This is a genomic window from Mesorhizobium sp. M0833 (assembly GCF_040319905.1).
Classification (GTDB): domain Bacteria; phylum Pseudomonadota; class Alphaproteobacteria; order Rhizobiales; family Rhizobiaceae; genus Mesorhizobium.
In genome coordinates this window covers 117,218-139,216 of record NZ_JAMYOQ010000012.1, presented here as the reverse complement: position 1 = coordinate 139,216, position 21,999 = coordinate 117,218, and the positions used below count along the sequence as shown (strand labels likewise).

The 21,999-nt window shown below is 62.2% G+C and carries 22 protein-coding genes; 8 read left to right on the top strand and 14 right to left on the bottom strand.

Annotated elements, in window-relative coordinates; genetic code table 11:
* Positions 1 to 35: 35 nt before the first annotated feature.
* Genes NKH98_RS16175 through NKH98_RS16165 form a run of 3 tightly spaced genes read left to right on the top strand, consistent with a single transcriptional unit; the run spans position 36 to position 2,474 of the window.
* Entirely contained in the window at positions 36 to 1,247 is a 1,212-nt protein-coding gene (locus NKH98_RS16175) for an NADP-dependent isocitrate dehydrogenase (RefSeq protein ID WP_352506435.1), read from the top strand.
* Between the two features lie 9 nt (positions 1,248 to 1,256).
* The gene (locus NKH98_RS16170) at positions 1,257 to 1,877 is read left to right on the top strand and encodes a glutathione S-transferase family protein (RefSeq protein WP_352899749.1); all 621 of its coding nucleotides are present in this window, start codon (positions 1,257 to 1,259) and stop codon (positions 1,875 to 1,877) included.
* A gap of 15 nt (positions 1,878 to 1,892) precedes the next feature.
* Positions 1,893 to 2,474, top strand: coding sequence for a demethoxyubiquinone hydroxylase family protein (locus NKH98_RS16165; RefSeq protein WP_352899746.1), 582 nt, complete (start codon positions 1,893 to 1,895; stop codon positions 2,472 to 2,474).
* A 128-nt stretch (positions 2,475 to 2,602) separates the two neighbouring features.
* On the opposite strand, the gene NKH98_RS16160 is transcribed toward NKH98_RS16165, so the two are convergent.
* From NKH98_RS16160 to recA, 3 genes are all read right to left on the bottom strand, one after another.
* Positions 2,603 to 3,382 carry a PhzF family phenazine biosynthesis protein gene (locus NKH98_RS16160; RefSeq protein ID WP_352506568.1) on the bottom strand — a complete coding sequence of 260 codons (780 nt, stop codon included), beginning with the start codon at positions 3,380 to 3,382 and terminating at the stop codon, positions 2,603 to 2,605.
* A gap of 58 nt (positions 3,383 to 3,440) precedes the next feature.
* Positions 3,441 to 6,107 carry an alanine--tRNA ligase gene (gene alaS / locus NKH98_RS16155; protein ID WP_352506438.1) on the bottom strand — a complete coding sequence of 889 codons (2,667 nt, stop codon included), beginning with the start codon at positions 6,105 to 6,107 and terminating at the stop codon, positions 3,441 to 3,443.
* 260 nt (positions 6,108 to 6,367) lie between these two features.
* Positions 6,368 to 7,465, bottom strand: coding sequence for a recombinase RecA (recA, locus tag NKH98_RS16150; protein ID WP_023674696.1), 1,098 nt, complete (start codon positions 7,463 to 7,465; stop codon positions 6,368 to 6,370).
* Positions 7,466 to 7,742: 277 nt separating this feature from the next.
* On the opposite strand from recA, the gene NKH98_RS16145 reads away from it, so the two are divergent.
* The gene (locus tag NKH98_RS16145) at positions 7,743 to 8,675 is read left to right on the top strand and encodes a carbohydrate kinase family protein (protein ID WP_352899743.1); all 933 of its coding nucleotides are present in this window, start codon (positions 7,743 to 7,745) and stop codon (positions 8,673 to 8,675) included.
* A gap of 34 nt (positions 8,676 to 8,709) precedes the next feature.
* Here the strand turns inward: NKH98_RS16145 and NKH98_RS16140 are convergent, their stop codons facing one another.
* Complete coding sequence (locus tag NKH98_RS16140; RefSeq protein WP_254817632.1) at positions 8,710 to 9,033, bottom strand: TfoX/Sxy family protein; 324 nt, start codon at positions 9,031 to 9,033, stop codon at positions 8,710 to 8,712.
* A gap of 90 nt (positions 9,034 to 9,123) precedes the next feature.
* Between NKH98_RS16140 and NKH98_RS16135 the strand changes: the two genes are divergently transcribed.
* Positions 9,124 to 9,621, top strand: a complete 498-nt coding sequence (locus tag NKH98_RS16135) for a GFA family protein (protein WP_352477346.1) — start codon at positions 9,124 to 9,126, stop codon at positions 9,619 to 9,621.
* Between the two features lie 35 nt (positions 9,622 to 9,656).
* Here the strand turns inward: NKH98_RS16135 and sufA are convergent, their stop codons facing one another.
* The 8 genes from sufA to NKH98_RS16095 form a co-directional block, all read right to left on the bottom strand.
* Positions 9,657 to 10,037, bottom strand: coding sequence for a Fe-S cluster assembly scaffold SufA (gene sufA / locus NKH98_RS16130; RefSeq protein WP_006206001.1), 381 nt, complete (start codon positions 10,035 to 10,037; stop codon positions 9,657 to 9,659).
* A gap of 109 nt (positions 10,038 to 10,146) precedes the next feature.
* Positions 10,147 to 10,542: an SUF system Fe-S cluster assembly protein gene (locus NKH98_RS16125; protein ID WP_352477345.1), complete on the bottom strand. Its 396-nt coding sequence runs from the start codon at positions 10,540 to 10,542 to the stop codon at positions 10,147 to 10,149.
* A gap of 5 nt (positions 10,543 to 10,547) precedes the next feature.
* Positions 10,548 to 11,789 (bottom strand): cysteine desulfurase, encoded by a 1,242-nt coding sequence (locus tag NKH98_RS16120; RefSeq protein WP_352899813.1) that lies wholly within the window; start codon positions 11,787 to 11,789, stop codon positions 10,548 to 10,550.
* Between the two features lie 124 nt (positions 11,790 to 11,913).
* Positions 11,914 to 13,182, bottom strand: a complete 1,269-nt coding sequence (gene sufD, locus NKH98_RS16115) for a Fe-S cluster assembly protein SufD (RefSeq protein ID WP_352899740.1) — start codon at positions 13,180 to 13,182, stop codon at positions 11,914 to 11,916.
* Positions 13,183 to 13,225: 43 nt separating this feature from the next.
* The gene (sufC, locus tag NKH98_RS16110; RefSeq protein ID WP_254817628.1) at positions 13,226 to 13,981 is read right to left on the bottom strand and encodes a Fe-S cluster assembly ATPase SufC; all 756 of its coding nucleotides are present in this window, start codon (positions 13,979 to 13,981) and stop codon (positions 13,226 to 13,228) included.
* A gap of 102 nt (positions 13,982 to 14,083) precedes the next feature.
* On the bottom strand, positions 14,084 to 14,425 hold the full coding sequence (locus NKH98_RS16105) for a GIY-YIG nuclease family protein (protein ID WP_352703036.1): 342 nt from the start codon (positions 14,423 to 14,425) through the stop codon (positions 14,084 to 14,086).
* Between the two features lie 295 nt (positions 14,426 to 14,720).
* Positions 14,721 to 16,238 carry a Fe-S cluster assembly protein SufB gene (gene sufB, locus NKH98_RS16100; RefSeq protein WP_254817626.1) on the bottom strand — a complete coding sequence of 506 codons (1,518 nt, stop codon included), beginning with the start codon at positions 16,236 to 16,238 and terminating at the stop codon, positions 14,721 to 14,723.
* 187 nt (positions 16,239 to 16,425) lie between these two features.
* Entirely contained in the window at positions 16,426 to 17,604 is a 1,179-nt protein-coding gene (locus tag NKH98_RS16095) for a cysteine desulfurase family protein (RefSeq protein WP_352896654.1), read from the bottom strand.
* Between the two features lie 255 nt (positions 17,605 to 17,859).
* Between NKH98_RS16095 and NKH98_RS16090 the strand changes: the two genes are divergently transcribed.
* Complete coding sequence (locus NKH98_RS16090) at positions 17,860 to 18,534, top strand: alpha/beta hydrolase (protein ID WP_023674683.1); 675 nt, start codon at positions 17,860 to 17,862, stop codon at positions 18,532 to 18,534.
* Between the two features lie 6 nt (positions 18,535 to 18,540).
* Complete coding sequence (locus tag NKH98_RS16085) at positions 18,541 to 19,209, top strand: FMN-binding negative transcriptional regulator (RefSeq protein WP_352896652.1); 669 nt, start codon at positions 18,541 to 18,543, stop codon at positions 19,207 to 19,209.
* 39 nt (positions 19,210 to 19,248) lie between these two features.
* Here NKH98_RS16085 and NKH98_RS16080 read toward each other — a convergent pair whose 3' ends face one another.
* Both NKH98_RS16080 and NKH98_RS16075 read right to left on the bottom strand, forming a co-directional pair.
* Complete coding sequence (locus NKH98_RS16080) at positions 19,249 to 19,581, bottom strand: lipid-A-disaccharide synthase N-terminal domain-containing protein (RefSeq protein WP_023674681.1); 333 nt, start codon at positions 19,579 to 19,581, stop codon at positions 19,249 to 19,251.
* Positions 19,574 to 20,302: a glycosyltransferase family 2 protein gene (locus tag NKH98_RS16075; protein ID WP_352477338.1), complete on the bottom strand. Its 729-nt coding sequence runs from the start codon at positions 20,300 to 20,302 to the stop codon at positions 19,574 to 19,576. The genes NKH98_RS16080 and NKH98_RS16075 overlap by 8 nt, the downstream gene beginning before the upstream one ends.
* A 231-nt stretch (positions 20,303 to 20,533) precedes the next feature.
* Here NKH98_RS16075 and tyrS point away from each other — a divergent pair, with 231 nt between their 5' ends.
* Positions 20,534 to 21,787: a tyrosine--tRNA ligase gene (tyrS, locus tag NKH98_RS16070; protein ID WP_352896650.1), complete on the top strand. Its 1,254-nt coding sequence runs from the start codon at positions 20,534 to 20,536 to the stop codon at positions 21,785 to 21,787.
* The last annotated feature ends 212 nt before the right edge of the window (positions 21,788 to 21,999 follow it).

The following is a 21,999-nucleotide window of genomic DNA, read 5'->3' as shown; positions in this document are numbered from 1 at the left end:
GCCGTTCCGTTCCCCAAAAGCGAGGCATTCTTTTCATGGCGAAGATCAAGGTGGCGAACCCGGTCGTCGAACTCGACGGCGACGAGATGACCCGCATCATCTGGCAGTTCATCAAGGACAAGCTGATCCACCCTTATCTCGACCTCAAGCTCGAATATTACGACCTCGGCATCGAGCACCGCGACGCCACCAACGACCAGGTGACCATCGATTCGGCCAACGCCATCAAGAAATACGGCGTCGGCGTGAAATGCGCGACGATCACGCCCGACGAGCAGCGCGTCGAGGAATTCAAGCTGAAGAAGATGTGGAAGTCGCCGAACGGCACCATCCGCAACATCCTCGGCGGCACCATCTTCCGCGAGCCGATCATCATGAAGAACGTGCCGCGGCTGGTGCCCGGCTGGACCAAGCCGATCATCGTCGGCCGCCACGCCTTTGGCGACCAGTACCGCGCCACCGACTTCCGCTTTCCCGGCAAGGGCAAGCTGACGATCAAATTCGTCGGCGAGGACGGCCAGGTGATCGAGCACGATGTGTTCGACGCACCCGGCCCCGGCGTCGCCATGGCCATGTACAATCTCGACGAATCTATCCGCGAATTCGCCCGCGCCTCGCTGAACTATGGCCTGCTGCGTAATTACCCCGTCTACCTCTCGACCAAGAACACAATCCTCAAGGCTTATGACGGCCGCTTCAAGGACATCTTCCAGGAGGTCTACGAGGCGGAGTTCGAAGCCGAATTCAAGGCGAAGAAGCTCTGGTACGAGCACCGGCTGATCGACGACATGGTGGCCTCCAGCCTGAAATGGTCGGGCGGCTATGTCTGGGCCTGCAAGAACTATGACGGCGACGTTCAGTCCGACACGGTGGCGCAAGGCTTCGGCTCGCTCGGCCTGATGACCTCGGTGCTGATGACGCCGGACGGCAAGACCGTCGAGGCGGAAGCCGCGCACGGCACCGTTACCCGCCACTATCGCCAGCACCAGAAGGGCGAGGAGACCTCGACCAATTCGATCGCCTCGATCTTCGCCTGGACGCGCGGCCTCACGCACCGCGCCAAGCTCGACGACAATGCCGAACTGAAGCGCTTTGCCGAGACCCTGGAAAAGGTCTGCATCCAGACGGTCGAGTCCGGCTTCATGACAAAGGATCTGTCGCTGCTGATCGGCCCCGACCAGCCATGGCTTTCGACCACCGGCTTCCTCGACAAGATCGACGAGAATTTGCAGAAGGCGATGGCCTGAGCCCGCGACATGGGCAAGCCCGTCGTCTACGGCGCGGACTACAGCGTCTATGTGCGCATCGTGCGGCTGGTGCTCGAGGAAAAGGGCGTCGGCTACGAGCTGGTGCCCGTCGACGTCTTTGCCGCGGACGGCATTCCCGGCTGGTACTTCGAGCACCAGCCGTTTGGCCGCATCCCGGCCTTCGAACATGACGGCTTTTGCCTCTACGAGACCGGCGCGATTGCGCGTTATGTCGACGAAGCCTTTGACGGCCCGGCGCTGCAGCCGGTCGGAGCCCGGCCTCGAGCACGCATGAACCAGATCACCGGCCTGCTCGACGCCTACGCCTACAGGGCCATGGTCTGGGATGTCGCGGTCGAGCGGCTGGAGAAAACGCCACCCGACGAAGCCGTGATCGCCAACGGGTTGCGGCAGGCGAGAACGGCATTGCAGGCGCTGTCGTCGCTGAAAGCCGAAGGGCCTTGGCTGTTGGGGACGGACCTGACGCTGGCCGACCTGCACGCTGCGCCAATCATCAGCTATTTCGTCAAGGTCGCCGAGGGGCAAGCCCTGCTGGCCGAGTCTGCCGAGCTTCGGGATTGGTGGACCCGCATTGCTGCGCGTGCGAGCGTTGCCGGCAGGCTGACTTAACTCTCGGGCGCATTCATGACTGAACTCTCCCACCAGGACGTACTGACGGTGGCCAGAATAGTCAGAGTCAACCACGCCGGCGAATACGGCGCGATCAGAATCTACTCTGCACAGATTCTTGTCGCGAAGCGTTTCTGGCCGGACTGCGTGCCGTCTTTGTCGCAGATGCTTGGGCACGAGCGCAGCCATTGCGCGGCTTTCCATGCAGCCATGCCGCTGCGACATTCCCGACCGTGGCGCGTGATGCAATTCTGGAGTTGGGGCGGCTGGCTGCTAGGCTTCCTCACTGCCCTGCTCGGCCCGCAAGGCATCTGGGCCTGCACCGCAGCGGTCGAAGCGGCGGTGCACCGACATCTCGATGATCAGCTGTTCTTTCTAACCGGACGCGATCACGAGTTGCACGGCATCATCCTGTCCATCCGCGAAGAAGAGCTTGCCCATCTCCGTCACGCCGAAGAGCAGTTGAGGTCGCCTGGACCGTTGCTGAACTGCCTGCGCGCAGCGATCTCCGTTACCACCGACTGCCTGATTTGGCTGTCGACCTGGGGCGACTCGACGCGAATGACGCGTGCCCTGAAGGCATCAAGGCATCCCTGATGAGCGCTATGCCGTTCCAGCGGCGCTTCTTCCAGGCCACTGGCCTGCGCCATCTGGCCGCCGCCCCGGCCCAAGCGCCATACCGTGATCTTGGCTGAGGCGAAGCAGCCACCGAATTGGCGAGCCGCTCAATCGGGAAGGTAGATTTCCGCCTTCATGAAGGTCTTCGCACGGCCTGTGATCAGCACGCGATCTCCGGCCAGTTCGCATAGCAAATGCCCGCCGCGCTGCGAGCATTGGAATGCCGATACATGCGTCTTGCCGAGCTTTTCAGCCCAGTACGGCACCAATGTCGCATGAATGGAGCCAGTCACCGGGTCCTCGGGAATGCCAGCTCCGGGTACGAAATAACGCGAGACGAAATCATGGGCTTGCCCAGGCGCGGTAATGACCAGGCCGAGAGGATGAAAACGTCCGATCCTGAGCAGATCGGGAACGAAAGATCGCACGGTTGTCTCGTCGGCAAGCTCGACAAACAGGTTCTCGAAATTGCGGAAGCTCGCAACCGGCCGCTGAGGCAATATCGCTTGCAGCGCCGAGGTCAGTTCGTCCTCGACGGGCCGCGGCGGAAAACACGGCAGATCGAGCTGATAGGCGCCTTCCCGCCGGGAAACCCGCAGCTCGCCCACCCGGGTGGCGAAGGCCATTTCGCCCTGACCATCGTATTCCGTAGTCAGCACATGGGCGGCCGCAAGTGTAGCATGGCCACAGAAGTCGACTTCATGAACCGGCGTGAACCAGCGCAAATCCCAACCCTCGCCACTCGGCCGCGCAAACGCGGTTTCAGCAAGATTGTTCTCGTTTGCGATGGCCTGCATCACGTCGTCCGATAGCCAGTCCTCCAAAATGAGAACGGCAGCGGGGTTGCCTTGGAAAGCCCGTTCGGCAAAAGCGTCGACTTGATACATGGTCAACGTTGCCACATCATCCCCGCTGCCACTTCGGCCTGGCCTTACTGGTGCAGATTCACGCAGCTTCCAGCGCCGCCTTCACCGCAGCGATCGCGTCTTCGGCCTTCGAGGCGTCCGGGCCGCCGGCCTGGGCCATATCGGGTCGCCCGCCGCCGCCCTGCCCGCCCAATGCCGCGGACGCGACGCGCACCAGATCGATGGCGCTGAAGCGGCCGGTCAGATCATCGGTAACGGCGACGACGACGCTCGCCTTGTTGTCCTCGCCGGCGCCGACAAAGACGACCACGCCGGAGCCGAGGGACTTCTTGCCGGCATCGGCCAGTGGTTTCAGATCCTTTGGCGAGACGCCCGATACCGCCTTGCCGAGAAAACCGACACCGGCAATGGTTTCGTTTTCCGCAGGCACACCAGCTGGCGAGCGATCGCCCAGCGCCAGCTTCTTGCGCGCCTCTGTCAGCTCCTTTTCGAGCTTCTTGCGCTCGTCGAGCAGCGCCTCGACGCGGGCCGGCACATCGGCCGCCGAAATCCTCAGCGCGGCGGCGGCCGCCTTCAGCCGTTTGTCCTGTTCGTCGAGATGCTTTCTGGCGGCCTCGCCGGTCAACGCCTCGATGCGGCGCACGCCGGCAGCGACCGCGCTGTCGGACACGATGCGCACCAGGCCGATATCGCCGGTCGCCCTGACATGCGTGCCGCCGCATAGCTCGACCGAATAAGGCCGGTTGGCCTTGGCGCCATGCAAGCCCGTGCCCATCGAAACGACGCGCACTTCATCGCCATACTTCTCGCCAAACAGCGCCATGGCGCCCTCGGCGATGGCGTCGTCGACAGACATCAGTCGTGTGATCACCGGGCCGTTCTGAACGACGATCTCGTTGGCCATGCGCTCGACCTCTTCGATCTCGTCCGGCGAGATCGGCTTGTTGTGCGAAATGTCGAAGCGCAGACGCTCGGGCGCGACCAGCGAGCCCTTCTGCGCCACATGGGTACCCAGCACCTCGCGCAGCGCCTCATGGATCAGATGTGTGGCGGAATGGTTCGCGCGCAGCCTGGAGCGCCGCGCGTGGTCCACCTTCAGCTCGACGGTCGCGCCAGTCTTGACAGTGCCATTGGCCACCCTGCCGAGATGGACGAAAAGCCCATCGGCCTTCTTCTGGGTATCGGATATCTCGATCGAGAACCCGTCGCCCGAAATGACGCCGGCATCGCCCATCTGGCCACCGGACTCGCCATAGAACGGCGTCTGGTTGACAACCACGGCAACGGCGTCGCCTTTGCCGGCACTGTCGACGGTCTTGCCGTCCTTGACCAGCGCCTCGATAAGGCCTTCCGCCTGCTCGGTCTCATAACCCAGGAATTCGGTGGCGCCGGTCTCCTCACGCACCGCGAACCATACCGTCTCGGTTGCGGCCTCGCCGGAACCAGCCCAGCTTTTGCGTGCCTCCGCCTTCTGCCGCTCCATTGCCTCGGTGAAGCCGGCAAGGTTGACCGAGATGTTGCGCCGGCGCAGCGCGTCCTGCGTCAGATCGAGCGGAAAGCCATAGGTATCGTAGAGCTTGAACGCTGTCTCGCCATCCAGCATGTCGCCGGAGGCCAGCTTTTCCGTCGCCTCCGAAAGCAAGCCCAAGCCGCGCACCAGCGTCTTGCGGAAACGAGTTTCCTCAAGCTTCAGCGTCTCGGTGATCATCTGTTCGCCGCGCACCAGTTCCGGGTAGGCTTGCCCCATCTCGCGGACCAGCGCCGGCACCAGGCGCCACATCAGCGGATCGCGGGCGCCGAGCAACTGCGCGTGGCGCATGGCGCGGCGCATGATGCGACGAAGCACGTAGCCGCGTCCTTCGTTGGACGGCAGCACGCCGTCGGCGACCAGGAAGCAGGACGAACGCAAATGGTCGGCGATGACCCGGAACGATGCGACGGTGTCCGCATCCGGACCTTTGCCGAGCGCCGACGATGCAGCGTCGATCAGGTGGCGGAACAGGTCGGTTTCGAAGACGCTTTCAACCCCTTGCAGGATGGAGGCCATGCGCTCGAGGCCCATGCCCGTGTCGATCGACGGACGCGGCAGGTCGACGCGCTCTTCCTTCGTCACCTGTTCATACTGCATGAACACCAGGTTCCAGAATTCGAGGAACCGGTCGCCATCCTCCTCGGGGCTGCCGGGGGGACCGCCCCAGATATGCTCGCCACGGTCGATGAATATCTCCGAACACGGCCCGCAAGGCCCGGTGTCACCCATTGCCCAGAAGTTGTCCGAAGTCGCGATGCGGATGATGCGATCGTCCGAAAGGCCGGCGATCTTCTTCCAGTACGAGGCCGCCTCGTCGTCGGTGTGGTAGACGGTGACCAGCAGCTTGTCCTTCTTCAGCCCGAACTCCCTGGTGATCAGGTTCCAGGCAAGCTCTATGGCGCGCTCCTTGAAATAGTCGCCGAAGGAGAAATTGCCGAGCATCTCGAAGAAGGTCAGGTGGCGCGCAGTGTAGCCGACATTGTCGAGGTCGTTGTGCTTGCCGCCGGCGCGAACACTCTTCTGGGCAGTCGTGGCGCGCGAATAGGGCCGCTTCTCCAGACCGGTGAAAACGTTCTTGAACTGCACCATGCCGGCATTGGTGAACATAAGCGTCGGGTCGTTGCGCGGCACCAGCGGGCTTGACGCGACGACCTCGTGACCTTCCTTGCGAAAATAGTCGAGAAATGCCGACCGGATCTCGTTGACGCCACTCATGAATACTGCCTTTTCGAGAGAACCGCCGGCTGCCGGCGGAAAATAGACATGGCCTTTTAGCGGTCGCACCGCAGCCTGTCCAGAAACACCAAACGGGCTCAAATCCCCGCTTTCACCAGCGCTTTGAAATGGCTTCTGCCCCGCCGTCAAACGCAAACCGCCGGCACGGGGCCGGCGGTTCGAAACGCATCGATTACGCAAACTCAAAATCAAAACATCAAATCGAAACCCGGCTGAGGCTCCGCGAGGCGTCGCCTGCCCTACATCACCCCAGCGTCGTCCTCGAAACCGTCGTCGCTGCTTTCGGAGCCGCCGTTTTCAAGGAATTTCTCGGCGATCAGCCCGGCATTCTGTCGCAGCGCCAGCTCGATCTCGCGCGCCGTGTCGGGATTATCGCGCAGGAACAGTTTTGCGTTTTCGCGGCCCTGGCCAAGACGCTGCGAATTGTAGGAGAACCAGGCGCCCGACTTTTCGACCACGCCGGCCTTGACGCCGAGATCGACCAGCTCGCCGGTCTTGGAGACGCCCTCGCCATACATGATGTCGAACTCGACCACCTTGAAGGGCGGCGCCAGCTTGTTCTTGACCACCTTGACGCGGGTCTGGTTGCCGACGACCTCGTCGCGATCCTTGACCGAGCCGATGCGGCGGATGTCGAGGCGGACCGAAGCATAGAATTTCAGCGCATTGCCGCCGGTCGTCGTCTCGGGCGACCCGAACATGACGCCGATCTTCATGCGGATCTGGTTGATGAAGATGACCATGGTGTTGGAGCGCGAGATCGAGGCGGTGAGCTTGCGCAGTGCCTGGCTCATCAGGCGCGCCTGCAGGCCGGGCAGCGAATCGCCCATCTCGCCTTCGATTTCCGCCCGCGGCGTCAGCGCCGCCACCGAATCGACCACCAGCACGTCGATGGCGCCGGAGCGCACCAGCGTGTCGCAGATCTCCAGCGCCTGCTCGCCGGTATCGGGCTGCGAGATCAATAGGTTTTCGAGATCGACGCCGAGCTTGCGGGCATAGACCGGGTCGAGCGCGTGCTCGGCATCGACGAAGGCGCAGATGCCGCCCTTCTTCTGGGCTTCGGCCACCGTGTGCAGCGCCAGCGTCGTCTTGCCCGAGCTTTCCGGCCCGTAGATCTCGACGATGCGGCCGCGCGGCAGGCCACCGACGCCAAGCGCGATGTCCAGCCCAAGCGAGCCGGTCGGCACTGTTTCGATCTCGACGACCTGCTCGTTTGCGCCGAGCCGCATGATCGAGCCTTTGCCGAAGGCACGCTCGATTTGCGACAGCGCCGCATCCAGAGCCTTTGATTTGTCCACCGCTTTGTCCTCTACAAGCCGCAAAGAATTCTGAGCCATGATACATCACCCCGTGGTCGTCAATGGAGGCCGGACAATCCCGCAATCCTTAAAAGAATGTACCTCGTTTGTTCTCATTTGTCAATGAGCGGCAAGGATTTGAAAAATAACGGATATCCATATTTGTTCTATTTTTGTTTCGTAAATTTGCTTCCCAATGCCTCCCGCCTCGCATGCGGCGCCGCTGCCGTCACCAACCGAATCGCACCCGCGATTGCAGGGTTCCGCCCAGCGACCTAGTCTCCTCCCGCGCAACAGCAAAGGGCATTTTGCCGGCATGATGAACTCCCCGACGATCCTGGCCGTGGGCGGCGCCTATATCGAGCGGCGCGGCCGGGTTGCCGGCGCCTTCGTGCCAGCCGCCTTGAACCCCGGCACGATGCGCGAGCAGGTTGGCGGCGCCGTCTTCAACGCCTTGCGCTGGGCGGTGCGACGCGGCGCCTCGGCCTCGCTGCTTTCGGTGCGCGGCGGCGATGCCCTTGGCGACACGGTCTTGCGCGCCGTCACCGAGGCCGGCATTGCCGACCTGTCGGCGGTGTTCCTCGACCGGGCGACGCCAAGCCATACGATGCTGATCGATAGCGATGGCGGGCTGATCGCCGGCCTTGCCGACATGGTGCTCTACGAGCTGGCGCTTCCCAAGCAAATCCGCCGCGCCAAGGTGCGTGAAGCGATCGGTTCGGCCAACGCGGTGCTGTGCGACGCCAACCTGCCGTCTTCCGCGTTGGAGCGGCTGGCGGCACTCGCCGCCGGCAAGCCGGTGTTTGCGCTTGCCGTCTCGCCCAGCAGAGCGGCGCGGCTGACGCCGGTGCTCGGACTTCTAGCGTTGGCCTTCATGAACCGGCACGAGGCCGGCGTGATCGCCGGCGTTGACATCGATGCTGACGATCAAGGCGTCGTCGACGGGCTGAGACGCGCCGGCCTGAAGAGCGGCGTGGTGACCGCCGGCGACGGACCGGTGCTCGGTTTCGACCAAACCGGCGCCTTTTCGGTCCTGCCTCCGCCACTGCAAAAGCGGACCGATGCCACCGGCGCCGGCGACGCTCTGGCCGGCGCCACGGTCGCCACCCTGCTGCGCGGCCTGACGCTGCGCGAAGCGTTGCGTGAAGGCGTCGCCGCCGCGGCGCTCGCCATCGAGAGCGCCGCCTTCACCAGTGCCAGCTTTGTCGAGGCGCTGGCGCTCGTGCCCGAGGCGCGGGACCTGGCATGAAGTGCGGCGCGGAATTGCCGAAGCATAACGCAGCCTATTTTCCGGCGCGCCGTCCTGCCTCGTAGGCGCGGCGTGCCCAGATCGCCATCTCATCCGGATCATCGAAGGCACTGTCGGGAACGCTCCAATACGGCATAGACACCAGCTTGCCGTGCCGTGAGCCGGTATAGGTCCATTGCCGGCAGCCGGCCGCTTCGAATTCAGGCGCGCTTTCCGCGTCGGCCTTCAGCATCAATTCGTCACGGATGACGACGGCGACGATCACGCCGTCGAAATAGATGCCCTTGCCGCCGAACATCTTGCGGATGCTAACCGGGCCAAGGCCTTCGAAAAGCTCTTCGATGCGCTCATTGTCCATGCGGCGATCATGTCATCCGGATTTCCCCTTGTCATCGCCGCAACCGGCACCATCCTGACAAGTTCGGAACCAGTTTCGTCGGAGTTTCTCATGCCGCTTCTGCTCAAAGGGTCCTGCCGGTGCAATGCCGTGCGTTTCGAGGTGGAAAGCCACACGCCGGTGCCGTTCATGCTGTGCTACTGCTCGATCTGCCGCAAGCAGCAGGGCGGTGGCGGTTTCGCCATCAATCTCGGCGCCGATTACAAGACGTTGAAAATCCGGGGCAAGCGCCATCTCGGCGTCTACCGCGCCGAGATCGAGGACGACGAGCACCCGCACCGCGAAACCTCGACGGGCGAGCGGAACTTCTGCACGAAATGCGGGACGGCGCTCTGGCTCTACGACCCGACCTGGCCGGAGCTGGTGCACCCCTTCGCCTCGGCGATCGACACAGACCTGCCAAAGCCGCCGGAGAAGGTGCATCTCATGCTGAAATACAAGGCGAACTGGGTCGAGCCGGAGATCGGCAAAGGGGACAAGGTCTTCGACGTCTACCCGGAAGAATCGATTGCCGACTGGCACAAACGAACAGGAATGTGGGTGGATTAGGTTCTTTCTCCCCGTGAACGGGGGAGAAGGAAAAATCAGGCCGAAGCGCGCGCTTCAGCCAAGGCCTTCAAATCGGCCGGCTTCAGTTCGACCGATTCGCCGCAGCCACAGGCCGAACTCTGGTTTGGGTTGCGGAAGGTGAAGCCGGTGCGCAGCGTCGTCTGCTCGAAATCCATCTCGGTGCCGAAAAGGAAAAGTGCTGCTTCGGGCGCGACATAGACATGGGCGCCGTCGCGCTCGATGTGATCGTCCTTGGTGTTGGGTTCGGTCACCAGGTCGACCGTATATTCCATGCCGGCACAGCCGCCCTTCTTGATGCCAAGGCGAATGCCATGCGCGTTTTCACGCGTGGCGACGATCTCGCGCACCCGGTCGGCGGCCTTTTCGGTCATCGTGATGACGGCAAAGCGTCCCATGTTTTCCTTCTCCATTCTTGCAGGTTCAAGGCCTGCCGAATGATTCCTCACCTAAAATGGTGAAGTTTTGTACCCGGCGCAAGTGCGCCAGTCTCTGTCTGGTCGGATGCTAGTACCAGCCAACCGCCACCTGTGCCTCTTCCGACATGCGGTCAGGCGACCAGGGCGGGTCGAAGGTCATGTTGACCTCGACACCGGAAACGCCTTCGACGGCGCCGACGGCATTTTCCACCCAACCCGGCATTTCGCCGGCCACCGGGCAGCCGGGTGCAGTCAACGTCATGTCGATCTTGACCGAGCGGTCGTCCTCGATGTCGATCTTGTAGACGAGGCCGAGCTCATAGATGTCGGCCGGGATTTCCGGGTCGTAGACCGTCTTCAGTGCCGAGACGATATCGTCGGTCAGCCGCGCCAGTTCGTCGGCAGGAATCGTTGACCCGGAAACCGCCGCGTTGGTGGTGGAATCCGGAACTGTGCTCTCGGCGGTGTGGCTGGCATCATCCATAATCGTCACCCGAAGAACTTTCGCGCCTTCTCCAGCGCATCGGCCAAAGCGTCGACTTCGGCCCTGGTATTATACATGCCGAACGATGCCCTGCATGTGGATGTTACGCCGAAGCGTTTCAACAGCGGCTGGGCGCAATGCGTGCCGGCGCGGACCGCCACGCCCTGCCGATCGATAACCATCGACACGTCATGAGCGTGGATGCCCTGCAGCTCGAACGAGATGATGGCGCCCTTGCCAGGCGCATCGCCGAAGATGCGCAGCGAGTTGATGGCGCGCAGTCGCTGATGCGCATAGTCCTTCAAATCGGCCTCGTGCGCTGCGATGCGCTCACGGCCGATCTTTTCCATGTACTCCAGCGCAGCACCAAGCCCGATCGCCTGCACGATCGGCGGCGTACCGGCCTCGAAACGGTGCGGCGGGTCGTTGTAGGTGACGATGTCTTGCGTCACCTCCTCGATCATCTCGCCGCCGCCCATGAACGGGCGCATGCGCTCCAGAATATCCTTCTTGCCGTAGAGCACGCCGATGCCCGACGGGCCATAAAGCTTGTGGCCGGTGAGGACGAAGAAATCACAGTCGAGGTCCTGCACGTCGATCGGCATGTGCACGGCGCTCTGGCTGCCGTCGACCAGCACCGGAATGCCGCGGGCATGGGCAATGCGCACGATCTCCTTGATCGGCGTCACCGTGCCCAGCGCGTTCGACATATGGGTGATGGCAACCAGTTTTGTGCGGTCGGTCAGCCGCTTCTCGAATTCCTCGATGTGGAAGACACCGAGATCGTCGACCGGCACCCAGACCAGTTTCGCGCCCTGCCGTTCGCGGATGAAATGCCACGGCACGATGTTGGAATGGTGCTCCATGATCGAGAGCACGATCTCGTCGCCTTCGCCGATATTGGGCATGCCGAAACCGTAGGCGACCGTGTTGATCGCCGCCGTGGTGTTCGAGGTGAAGACGATGTTGTCGGTGCTCGGTGCGTTGAGGAAACGGCGCACCGTCTCGCGAGACTTCTCATAGGCGTCGGTCGCGGCATTGGACAGGAAATGCAGGCCGCGGTGGACGTTGGCATATTCCTGGGAATAGGCGTGCTGGATAGCGTCGAGCACGGCCTGCGGCTTCTGCGCCGAGGCGCCATTGTCGAGATAGACCAGCGGTTTGCCGTAGACTTGCCGCGACAGGATCGGGAAGTCGCGGCGGATCGCCTCGACGTCGTAAGGAATGTTTTCGACTTTCTGGTCCATCGTCTCGACCGTCATCCTTGGGCTTGTTCCGAGGATCTACTAGCCCTCGGATTTTGCCAGTTCCTGGTCCCACGCGGCAGATCCTCGGGACAAGCCCGAGGATGACGCCGGAATCTTAAGCCACTCACCCGTGCGCCACGAACCAGTTGTCGAGCCGTGCTTCCAGCGCCTCGACGATGGCCTCGTCGTCCAGTTCCTCGATCACTTCGGCGACGAAGGCTTTGACCAGCAGGCCGCGCGCGGTCTTCTCGTCGATGCCGCGCGCCATCAGATAGAACAGATGGCCGTGGTCGATCTCGGTGACGGTCGCGCCATGGCCGCAGACGACGTCGTCGGCGAAGATTTCAAGCTCCGGCTTGGTCGAGAACTCGCCGTCATCCGACAGAAGCAGCGTGTTGCAGGCCATCTTGGCGTTGGTCTTCTGCGCATGTTGGTGGACATTGATGCGGCCCTGGAAAACGCCGCGCGCTCTGCCGGTCACCACGTTGCGGATGACTTCGGTCGAGGCGGTGTGCGGCACGGCATGGTCGAGCACCATGGTGACGTCGGTATGGGTGTCGCCGGCCAAAAGATTAATGCCGCGCAGCGTGAATTCGGCGCCCTCGCCGGTCGTCTTCACAACGACCTCCTGGCGGACAAGCTTACCGCCGGCATTCATGACGAACAGCGTCAGTTTCGAATTTTTGCCGAGATGCGCCTTGAACTGGGCGAGATGCGTCGCCGTATCCGGCTGCTCCTGCACGACCAGCCATGTCACTTCGGCGCCCTCGCCAAGCACAAGCTGGCTGACCGAGCTGACCAGTGCCGCCCTCTCGCCCGTCTGGCGCTCGACGACGACAGCCTTGGCGCCGGTGCCGACGCGGACGGTCAGCCGCACATGCGACTGTCCGCCGGCCTGCAAATTCTGCAATTCGACCGGCTTATCCAGTTGAGCACCGTCGGCGATGTCGACGAAATAGCCGTCGGCGACAAAGGCGGTGTTGAGCGCGCCGATGGCGTCGTCGCTGCCATAAGACTCAAGCCCAGATGCTGCGCTGCCGTCGGTCAGCTTCTCCGACAGGCGCTGCACGGCAACGCCTTCGATATCGGGCAGTTTCATACTCGAAACGCCGTTCAGCACCGGCAAAACGCTGGAGCCCTCGACGATCGGCGCAATGGCTTTCGCGACCGCTGCCGGATCGAAGTCCGGCACCGAAATCAGCAGCCGGCGCAGGTCCGTATAGTGCCAGGATTCGATGCGCCGCGTCGGCAGGCCACTCTTGATCGCCTCGATGGCGTCGTCGCGCTTCAGCATGACCGCGCCGTCGCCGGGCAGCAGCGAGAGCCGCTCGCCAAAGGCGTCGATCAGCGCCGTTTCGGCCGGTGTCCGCTGGGGTGTCGTGTGCATATTCATCAGTATCGCCTTGTTTGGCTTGCCTTCCGGGCCTGCTGGCATCTCACGCGGCTTGCCCGATCACGCCGGCATAGCCATTGGCCTCGAGGTCGAGCGCCAGCGACTTGTCGCCCGACTTGATCACCTGTCCCCTGTAGAGCACGTGCACCGTATCGGGCACGATGTATTGGAGGAGGCGCTGGTAGTGGGTGATGACGACGATGGCGCGGTCCGGCGAGCGCAGCGTGTTGACGCCGTCCGCGACGATCTTCAGCGCGTCGATATCGAGGCCGGAATCGGTCTCGTCGAGGACGCAAAGCTTCGGCTCGAGAAGCTTCATCTGCAAGATCTCGGCGCGCTTCTTCTCGCCGCCGGAAAAGCCGACATTGAGCGGCCGCTTCAGCATCGCCATGTCCATGTTGAGCGAGGCGGCAGCTTCCTTCACGCGCTTCAGAAATTCCGGGATCTTCAGCGGTTCCTCGCCGCGCGCCTTGCGCTGCTCGTTCATCGCCACTTTCAGGAATTCCATCGTCGCCACGCCCGGTATCTCCATCGGGTACTGGAAGGCGAGAAAGATGCCGGCGGTAGCGCGCTCGGCCGGATCCATGTCGAGGATCGACTGGCCGTTGTAGAGGATGTCGCCCTCGGTGACCTCATAATCCTCGCGCCCGGCAAGGATATAGGACAGCGTCGATTTTCCCGAGCCGTTCGGCCCCATGATGGCGGCGACCTCACCGGCCTTCACCGAAAGATTCAGGCCGCGGATGATCTCGGTGCCGTCATCGACGATACGGGCATGGAGGTTTCTGATTTCAAGCATTCCATTCGTCCTATCCGTAGCCGTCTGCCCGGCTAAACTCGATTTAACAACTGCTTCAAGGCTTCGGCGCCCGGCCGCAGTACTCAAACATCCACCGGTCTTTTAATTGTAGTTACTCCACATCATCGTGCTCGGATGAGGCTGATAGACATTCTCAATCTCATCAATGCTCTCATACAAATCCAGCCAAGTCGGGTTTAGACCTTCAATCAGATTCGTCTTCCATTCGCGGAGATAGCGCTTCAAAGACTTTTCGCGCTGAATCGCGAGAACGATATTCGGGTGCCGCTCAAACCAAACCAGATTCTTTGCCTTGTATTTCGAGGTAAAACCCCGGTGCACATCATTACGGTGTTCCCACACTCGCGCATGCAAATCACTGGTTACGCCAGTGTAGATAACTCCACGCGGCTTATCGGACATCATGTAAACAAAGCCGGTCATTTTCCTGCTGACGACCTACGCAAGGCACCGCCATCCTTAAAATCTGTGCGGTCATCTTTGAACTTTGCGCCGACGTTACTGAGTTTCGCTCCGTCATCCTCGGGCTTGTCCCGAGGATCTACCGGCCTCTCAATACGGATCGCGCCACACCTCTGTTGGACAGCGGATCCTCGGGACAAGCCCGAGGATGACGGCGCAAAACTCAGTGACGACGGCGCCAAATCCGAGGGTGACGGCGCAAGGCCCGAGGATGACAGTGCCAAGCTCAGAGATGACAACGCAAAGCCAGAGCTCATCACCCCACGCTCCCCTCGAGGCTGATGCCGATCAGTTTCTGCGCCTCGACGGCGAATTCCATCGGCAGCTGCTGGATGACGTCCTTGACGAAACCGTTGACGATCAGCGCGATCGCCTCTTCTTCCGGAATGCCACGCTGCATGACGTAGAATTTCTGATCCTCGGAAATCTTCGACGTCGTCGCCTCATGCTCGAACTGCGCGGTCGAATTCTTGGCTTCCATGTAGGGCACGGTGTGCGCGCCGCACTGGTCGCCGATCAAGAGCGAGTCACAGTTGGTGAAGTTGCGGGCGTTGGTCGCCTTGCGGTGCGCCGAGACCTGGCCGCGATAGGTATTCTGCGAGAAGCCGGCGGCAATGCCCTTGGAGATGATGCGGCTCGACGTGTTCTTGCCGAGATGGATCATCTTGGTGCCGCTGTCGACCTGCTGGTAGCCGTTCGACACCGCGATCGAATAGAACTCGCCGCTGGAATCGTCGCCGCGCAGGATGCAGCTCGGATATTTCCAGGTGATGGCCGAACCGGTCTCGACCTGCGTCCACGAAATCTTCGACCGATGGCCGCGGCAGTCGCCGCGCTTGGTGACGAAATTATAGATGCCGCCCTTGCCTTCGGCGTCGCCGGGATACCAGTTCTGCACCGTCGAATATTTGATCTCGGCATCGTCGAGCGCGATCAGTTCGACCACCGCGGCGTGAAGCTGGTTCTCGTCACGCTGCGGCGCCGTGCAGCCTTCGAGATAGGAGACGTAAGCCCCCTCCTCGGCGATGATCAGCGTGCGCTCGAACTGGCCGGTGTTCTTCTCGTTCATGCGGAAATAGGTCGACAATTCCATCGGGCAGCGCACGCCCTTGGGCACGAAGACGAACGAACCGTCGGTGAACACGGCTGAATTCAGCGTGGCGTAAAAATTGTCGGTGGTCGGCACCACCGAGCCGAGATATTTCTTCACCAGCTCCGGATGCTCGCGGATCGCTTCCGAGATCGAGCAGAAGATGACGCCGGCCTGCGCCAGTTCCTTCTTGAAAGTGGTCACGACCGAGACGGAATCGAACACCGCATCGACGGCGACGCGGCCGGACTTGTAGACGTTGTCGCTGGCTTCCTCGAGTTCCGAGGCATCGGTCTTCTGCACGCCGGCGAGAATTTCCTGTTCCCTGAGCGGAATGCCGAGCTTCTCGTAGACCTTCAGCAGTTCGGGATCGACCTCGCTGAGCGAAGTCGGGCCGGGCGTGCTCTTGGGCGCCGCGTAATAATAAATGTCCTGGAAATCGATTTTGGGATAGTGGACGCGCGCCCATTTCGGCTCGTCCAGCGTCAGCCAGCGGCGATAGGCTTCCAGGCGCCATTCCAGCATCCAGGACGGCTCGTCCTTCTTGGCCGAAATGAAGCGGATAATGTCTTCACTCAGGCCCTTGGGGGCCTTGTCCATCGCGATTTCGGTCTGGAATCCGTATTTATACTGGTCGACATCGATCTTTCGAACTCGATCGATCGTCTCCTGCACAGCAGGCATCAGCGTTCTCCATCCACGCCGGGGTCAAGGCCCGGCAGTTTTCAAACTATGGCACCGCGAACGAGCACCCTTGGGCACCCGCGGCGGCGTAAGTTTCATATAGTGCGTTCATGCCGGAAATTCACCCGGCCAAATTCGAACGCACGGCTCTACCAGGCCACAAGGCCCAAATATTCCTTCGCCGCGCTCAGGCGGCCTTTTCCCTGTTCGCCTTTTCCCTACCGGCTTGCCGTGCAACGATCGTCGCCAGCGCCGCGCGAAACAGCTCGATATCCTCGGCGCTGGTCGCGTGGCCGATGGACACGCGCAACGCGCCAACGCTATCGCCGTAACCCATGGCTTTCAGCACGTGACTCGGCCCGACTTTGCCCGACGAACAGGCCGATCCGGCCGACAGCGCCACACCGGCAAGGTCGAAGGCGATCTGCGCCGTCTCGGCCTTGATGCCGGGAATAGCGAAGAATGTGGTATTGGCAAGCCTTGCAGCGCCGGTCCCGAAGATTTCGGCGTCCGGAACAAGCGTTTTAACGATCGCCTCGATTTCGTCGCGACGCTGCCGCACCGCTTCGATCGTTTGCAAGCCGGCAGACGCTTCGCTAGCGGCCGCACCAAACCCGGCAATCGCCGCCAGGTTTTCGGTGCCGCCGCGATGGCCTTTTTCCTGGCCACCGCCGCTGACCAGCGGCTTCGGCATCATCAGATCCGACGCCGCGACCATTGCGCCGACGCCCTTGGGGCCGCCGATCTTGTGCGAGGAAAGAATCAGATAATCACCGTAACCCGCCGAGATATCGAGCGGAATGCGGCCGGCTGCCTGCACGGCATCGACAACCAGGATGCCACCCGCCGCCTTGACGATTTCGGCGATGCGGCCGACCGGCTGGATCACGCCGGTTTCATTGTTGGCAGCGTGGATGGCCACCAGCGGCAAGCCTTCGGCCTTGTCATGCTGGGCGAGAGCCTCGGCCAAAACGTCGAGCCTGACGACGCCGTCGGCGTCGACGCCGATCCGTGTCACCTGTGCCGCTGGGAAACGCCCGCCGTTCAGCAGGCAAGGATGATCGGCCTCGGACACATAGAGCCGGCTCATACGGACAGCACCGCGCCCCATCTGCCAGTCCGGCGCCAGCAGCGTCGAGGCCGCTTCCGTCGCGCCGGAGGTGAATACGATATGCGCGGCCCTGGCGTTGACCAGTCGCGCCACTTTGCGCCTGGCATCCTCGATCAGCCGCCGCGCAGCGCGGCCCTCGGCATGGACGGAGGACGGGTTGGCGGCGACGTCGAGCGCAGCGACCACCGCCGCGCGCGCGGCGGCAAGCAGCGGCGCGCTGGCATTGTAGTCGAGATAGGCGCGTGCTCCGGCCATTTCCGTCCAACTGGTCCCTTCAAAAGCCGTTCCGCGAAGATAGCGCGTTATTTTCCTTGAAATTGCAAGGCAAGACGTCCTATTTACGCGGCTTGCGGCGCGGGTGGCCGAGCCACAGTTTTGGCCGCCCAGTTTTGAACAATTCTAAACTAGCTTCTAGAAAGACGCTCGCCCTGCGTCAAGGCCTAGGGAAAACTGGGGCCAGAGGAAAAGTTGTTCCGAGCGCCGCGCAATTTATGCCAAGTGGAGTATTTCATGCCTGAGGTCATTTTCACCGGTCCGGCCGGCCGTCTGGAGGGTCGCTATCAGCCCTCGAAGGAAAAGAGCGCGCCGATTGCCATCGTCCTGCACCCGCACCCCCAGTTCGGCGGCACGATGAACAACAAGATCGTCTACGACCTCTTCTACATGTTCCAGAAGCGCAATTTCACCACGCTGCGCTTCAATTTCCGCGGCATCGGCCGCAGCCAGGGAGAGTTCGACCACGGCACCGGCGAGTTGTCCGACGCTGCGGCAGCGCTCGACTGGGTGCAGTCGCTGCATCCGGATTCCAAGAGTTGCTGGGTTGCCGGCTATTCGTTCGGCTCGTGGATCGGCATGCAGCTTCTCATGCGCCGGCCGGAGATCGAGGGCTTTATCTCGGTCGCGCCCCAGCCCAATACCTATGATTTCTCGTTCCTGGCGCCATGCCCGTCGTCCGGCCTGATCATCCACGGCGACGCCGACAAGGTCGCGCCGCCCAAGGACGTGCAGGGCCTGGTCGACAAGCTGCACACGCAAAAAGGCATTACCATCACCCAGAAGACCTTGCCCGGCGCCAACCATTTCTTTGCCAACCATGCGGAGCTTCTGATCGAGGAATGCGCGGACTACCTCGACCGCCGGCTGGCCGGGGAACTGTCCGACCCACGGCCGAAGCGGCTGAGATAGTCGGCGATGTACCAACCGCCCCACTTCCAGGAAACCCGGCAGGACGTCCTGCACGGGCTGATCCGGTCGCATCCGCTTGGCCTGCTGGTCTCGAACGGCGCCGAGGGGCCGATCGCCAACGCAATTCCCTTTCTTCTAGACGCGCCCTCCCTGCTCAACGCGGATGTGCCGCCGAACGGCAGGCTGCGCGCCCATCTGGCCAAGGCCAATCCGCAATGGCGGCTTTTGGCCGACAATCCCCTGGCGCCGGTGCTGGTCGTCTTCCAGGGCGCCGATGCCTATGTGACGCCGTCCTGGTATGAGACCAAGCGTGAAACCGGCAAGGTGGTACCGACCTGGAACTACGCCATCGTCCAGGTGCGCGGCATCGTCACGGTGATCGAAGACCAGGATTGGCTGGCCGAGCAGATTTCCGATCTGACGATGTCGCAGGAGGGCAGCCGCTCGGCGCCATGGGCGGTGACCGACGCGCCGGCACCCTTCATCCAGTCACAGATCAAGGGCATCGTCGGCCTGGAAATCGAAATCACCGAAATCAGCGGCAAGTGGAAAGTCAGCCAGAACCGCCCGGCCGCCGACCGCATCGGTGTCGCCGAGGGGCTCGAGAGCGAGACCGCCAACTCGGCCGACATGGTCCATCTGGTAAGGTCCTACGGCGGGCTGGACGGCAAGTAATCTGGGTTGCTTGCTCGACCGGTTCAGGCGGTGGCGGGCTCAATCGACCTTGGTCATCGCCGCCTTGCGCTCGTTGGCGATCAGCCAGAGATTGCGGATATAGATCAACAGGCCCATGGCCTGGCCGGCGATGAACACCGGATCCTGACGCTGGATGGCGTAGATCAGCAGCAGGCCGCCGCCGAACAGCGAAAAGAACCAGAAGGCAATCGGCACGACGCTGCGCTTGGCTTTTTCCGACGCCACCCACTGCACCAGAAAGCGCATGGTGAAGAAGAACTGGGCGACGAAGCCGAGCAGTACCCAGGCATCGAATTGCTTGACGAAAACATCGTGAAGCCAGGTCGCCAATTCCTGAAGCACGTTACCCATGCCTGATTTCCTCTACTTTGGGCATTCTGCGGCGCCTGCGGCGCAGCCACCAGACGCCGGCAAGATCGAGCACGCCCTGAAGGCCGCGATCGAAGATGCCGTAATTCGATTTGCCGTGACGGCGGGAGCGGTCGACGACATCGCAATGGACGACGCGGTAGCCCTCCTGGATGACCAGCGCTGGAACAAAGCGATGGGTGCCGTCGAAGAAGGGCAATTTCCGCAAAATGTCGGTGTGAATCGCCTTGAGGCCGCAGCCGGTATCCCGCGTCTCGTCGTGCAGGATGGCTTTTCTCAGCCCGTTGGCAAAACGCGACGCCAGTTGCTTGATCTTGCTGTCGCGGCGCTTCAGACGCTGTCCCTGCGCGGCCCCGACTTCGGGACCAGCCTGCCGCAGCGCGTCGATCAACACCGGGATGTAACCGGGGTCGTTCTGACCGTCGCCGTCAATGGTGGCGACGATATCGCCACGCGCCGCCCAGGCGCCTGAGCGCACCGAGAGCGATTGTCCGGCGGATTTTTCATGCCTGAGATGGCGCAGCGGAAACCGGCGAAGCGCTGCCTCTGCGGCAAGCACCGAAGGCGTATCGTCTGTCGAGCCATCGTCGACGACGATGACCTCGAAGTCCCGCCCGGCCATGGCAGTGCCGATCTCGTCGAGCAGAAGCGGCAGGTTCGCCGCCTCGTTCCGGCAAGGAATGACGATGGATATCTCCGGCATCTCGACTCTGTCACAGGATATGGCATTCGATCGATGCCGCGCGGTCCAGAGGAATAGCCCCGCTGGCGCGGCGCCTCATTACGCCAGCCGAAACAACGACGCAAGCAGGCCGCACGGTATCCGCGCGGACGCAAAACCGGATTCCACTTTTGCTGATCGCGCTTGAGTGCTAAACGCCCGCCTTCATGCATAGCCGGGCCGCGTTCGGCCGGAAGCTTTTCGGGAAAGAAAATGTCCGCCTTCAAATCCGATTTCCTGCGCACCATGAGCGAGCGCGGTTTCATCCACCAGACCTCGGACGATGCCGGCCTCGACCAGCTTTTCGCCACGGAAACGGTGAGCGCCTATATCGGCTTCGACGCCACCGCGAGGAGCCTGCATGCCGGGTCGCTGATCCAGATCATGATGCTTTACTGGCTGCAGCAGACCGGCCACCGGCCGATCGCGCTGATGGGCGGCGGCACCTCGATGATCGGCGATCCGTCGTTCAAGGACGAGGCGCGCAAGCTTTTGACGCCGCAGGATATCGAGAACAATCTCGCCGGCATCCGCCGCAACTTCACGCCCTACCTCAAATTCGGCAGCGGCCCGAACGGCGCCGTCATGATCAACAATGCCGACTGGCTGATGGATATCAACTACGTCAATTTTCTGCGCGATGTCGGCCGGCATTTTTCGGTCAACCGCATGCTGGCCTTCGATTCGGTCAAGCTCCGGCTGGATCGCGAGCAGTCGCTGTCGTTCCTCGAATTCAACTACATGATCCTGCAGGCCTACGACTTCGTCGAGCTCTACAAGCGCCTCGGTTGCCGGCTGCAGATGGGCGGCTCCGACCAGTGGGGCAACATTGTCAACGGTATCGATCTCGGCCATCGCATGGAAGGCGCGCAGCTTTATGCGCTGACGACGCCGCTGCTCACCACCTCCTCTGGCGCCAAGATGGGCAAGTCGGCCTCGGGCGCGGTCTGGCTCGATGCGGAGATGTTGAGCCCGTACGCGTTCTGGCAATATTGGCGCAACACCGAGGATGCCGATGTCGGCCGTTTCCTCAAGCTCTACACGACCTTGCCGCTCGCCGAGGTCGCGCGCCTCGAACGGCTCGGCGGCTCGGAGATCAACGAAGCCAAGAAGATCCTCGCCACCGAAATCACCGCCATGCTGCATGGCCGCGGGGCGGCAGAGGAGGCCAGCGAAACGGCGCGCAAGACGTTCGAAGAAGGGGCGCTCGCCGAAACACTGCCAACAGTCGAGGTGGGCAGGGCCGAACTTGAAGCCGGCGTCGGCATATTGTCGCTGTTCGTCACCGCCGGGCTGGCTGCGTCCAACGGCGAGGCGCGGCGGCATATCCAGGGCGGCGCCGTGCGCCTCAACGACCAGCCGGTGTCAGACGACCGCCGGATGGTGACGCTGCAGGATGTGGGCCAGGAAAACGTCGCAAAGCTGTCGCTCGGCAAGAAGAAGCACGTTCTGGTGCGGCCGGTCTGACCAGGGCCCGCCCTTCCTGTTAGATCTTTTCCGAAACCGGTTTCATCTTGCGGCGCTGGACCTTAGGTTCGGAATCACGGCCGAGGTTAATCAGCTAGCTCCCGAGAAATGGCCGAGATGCCATTCGTCTCATCGATCGGAAGGAGCAGGTAGCGCAAATTGCGGACGTTCTGCGGCGCTTCGACGAACGTCTTGTTCGGGGCCGGAAGCGG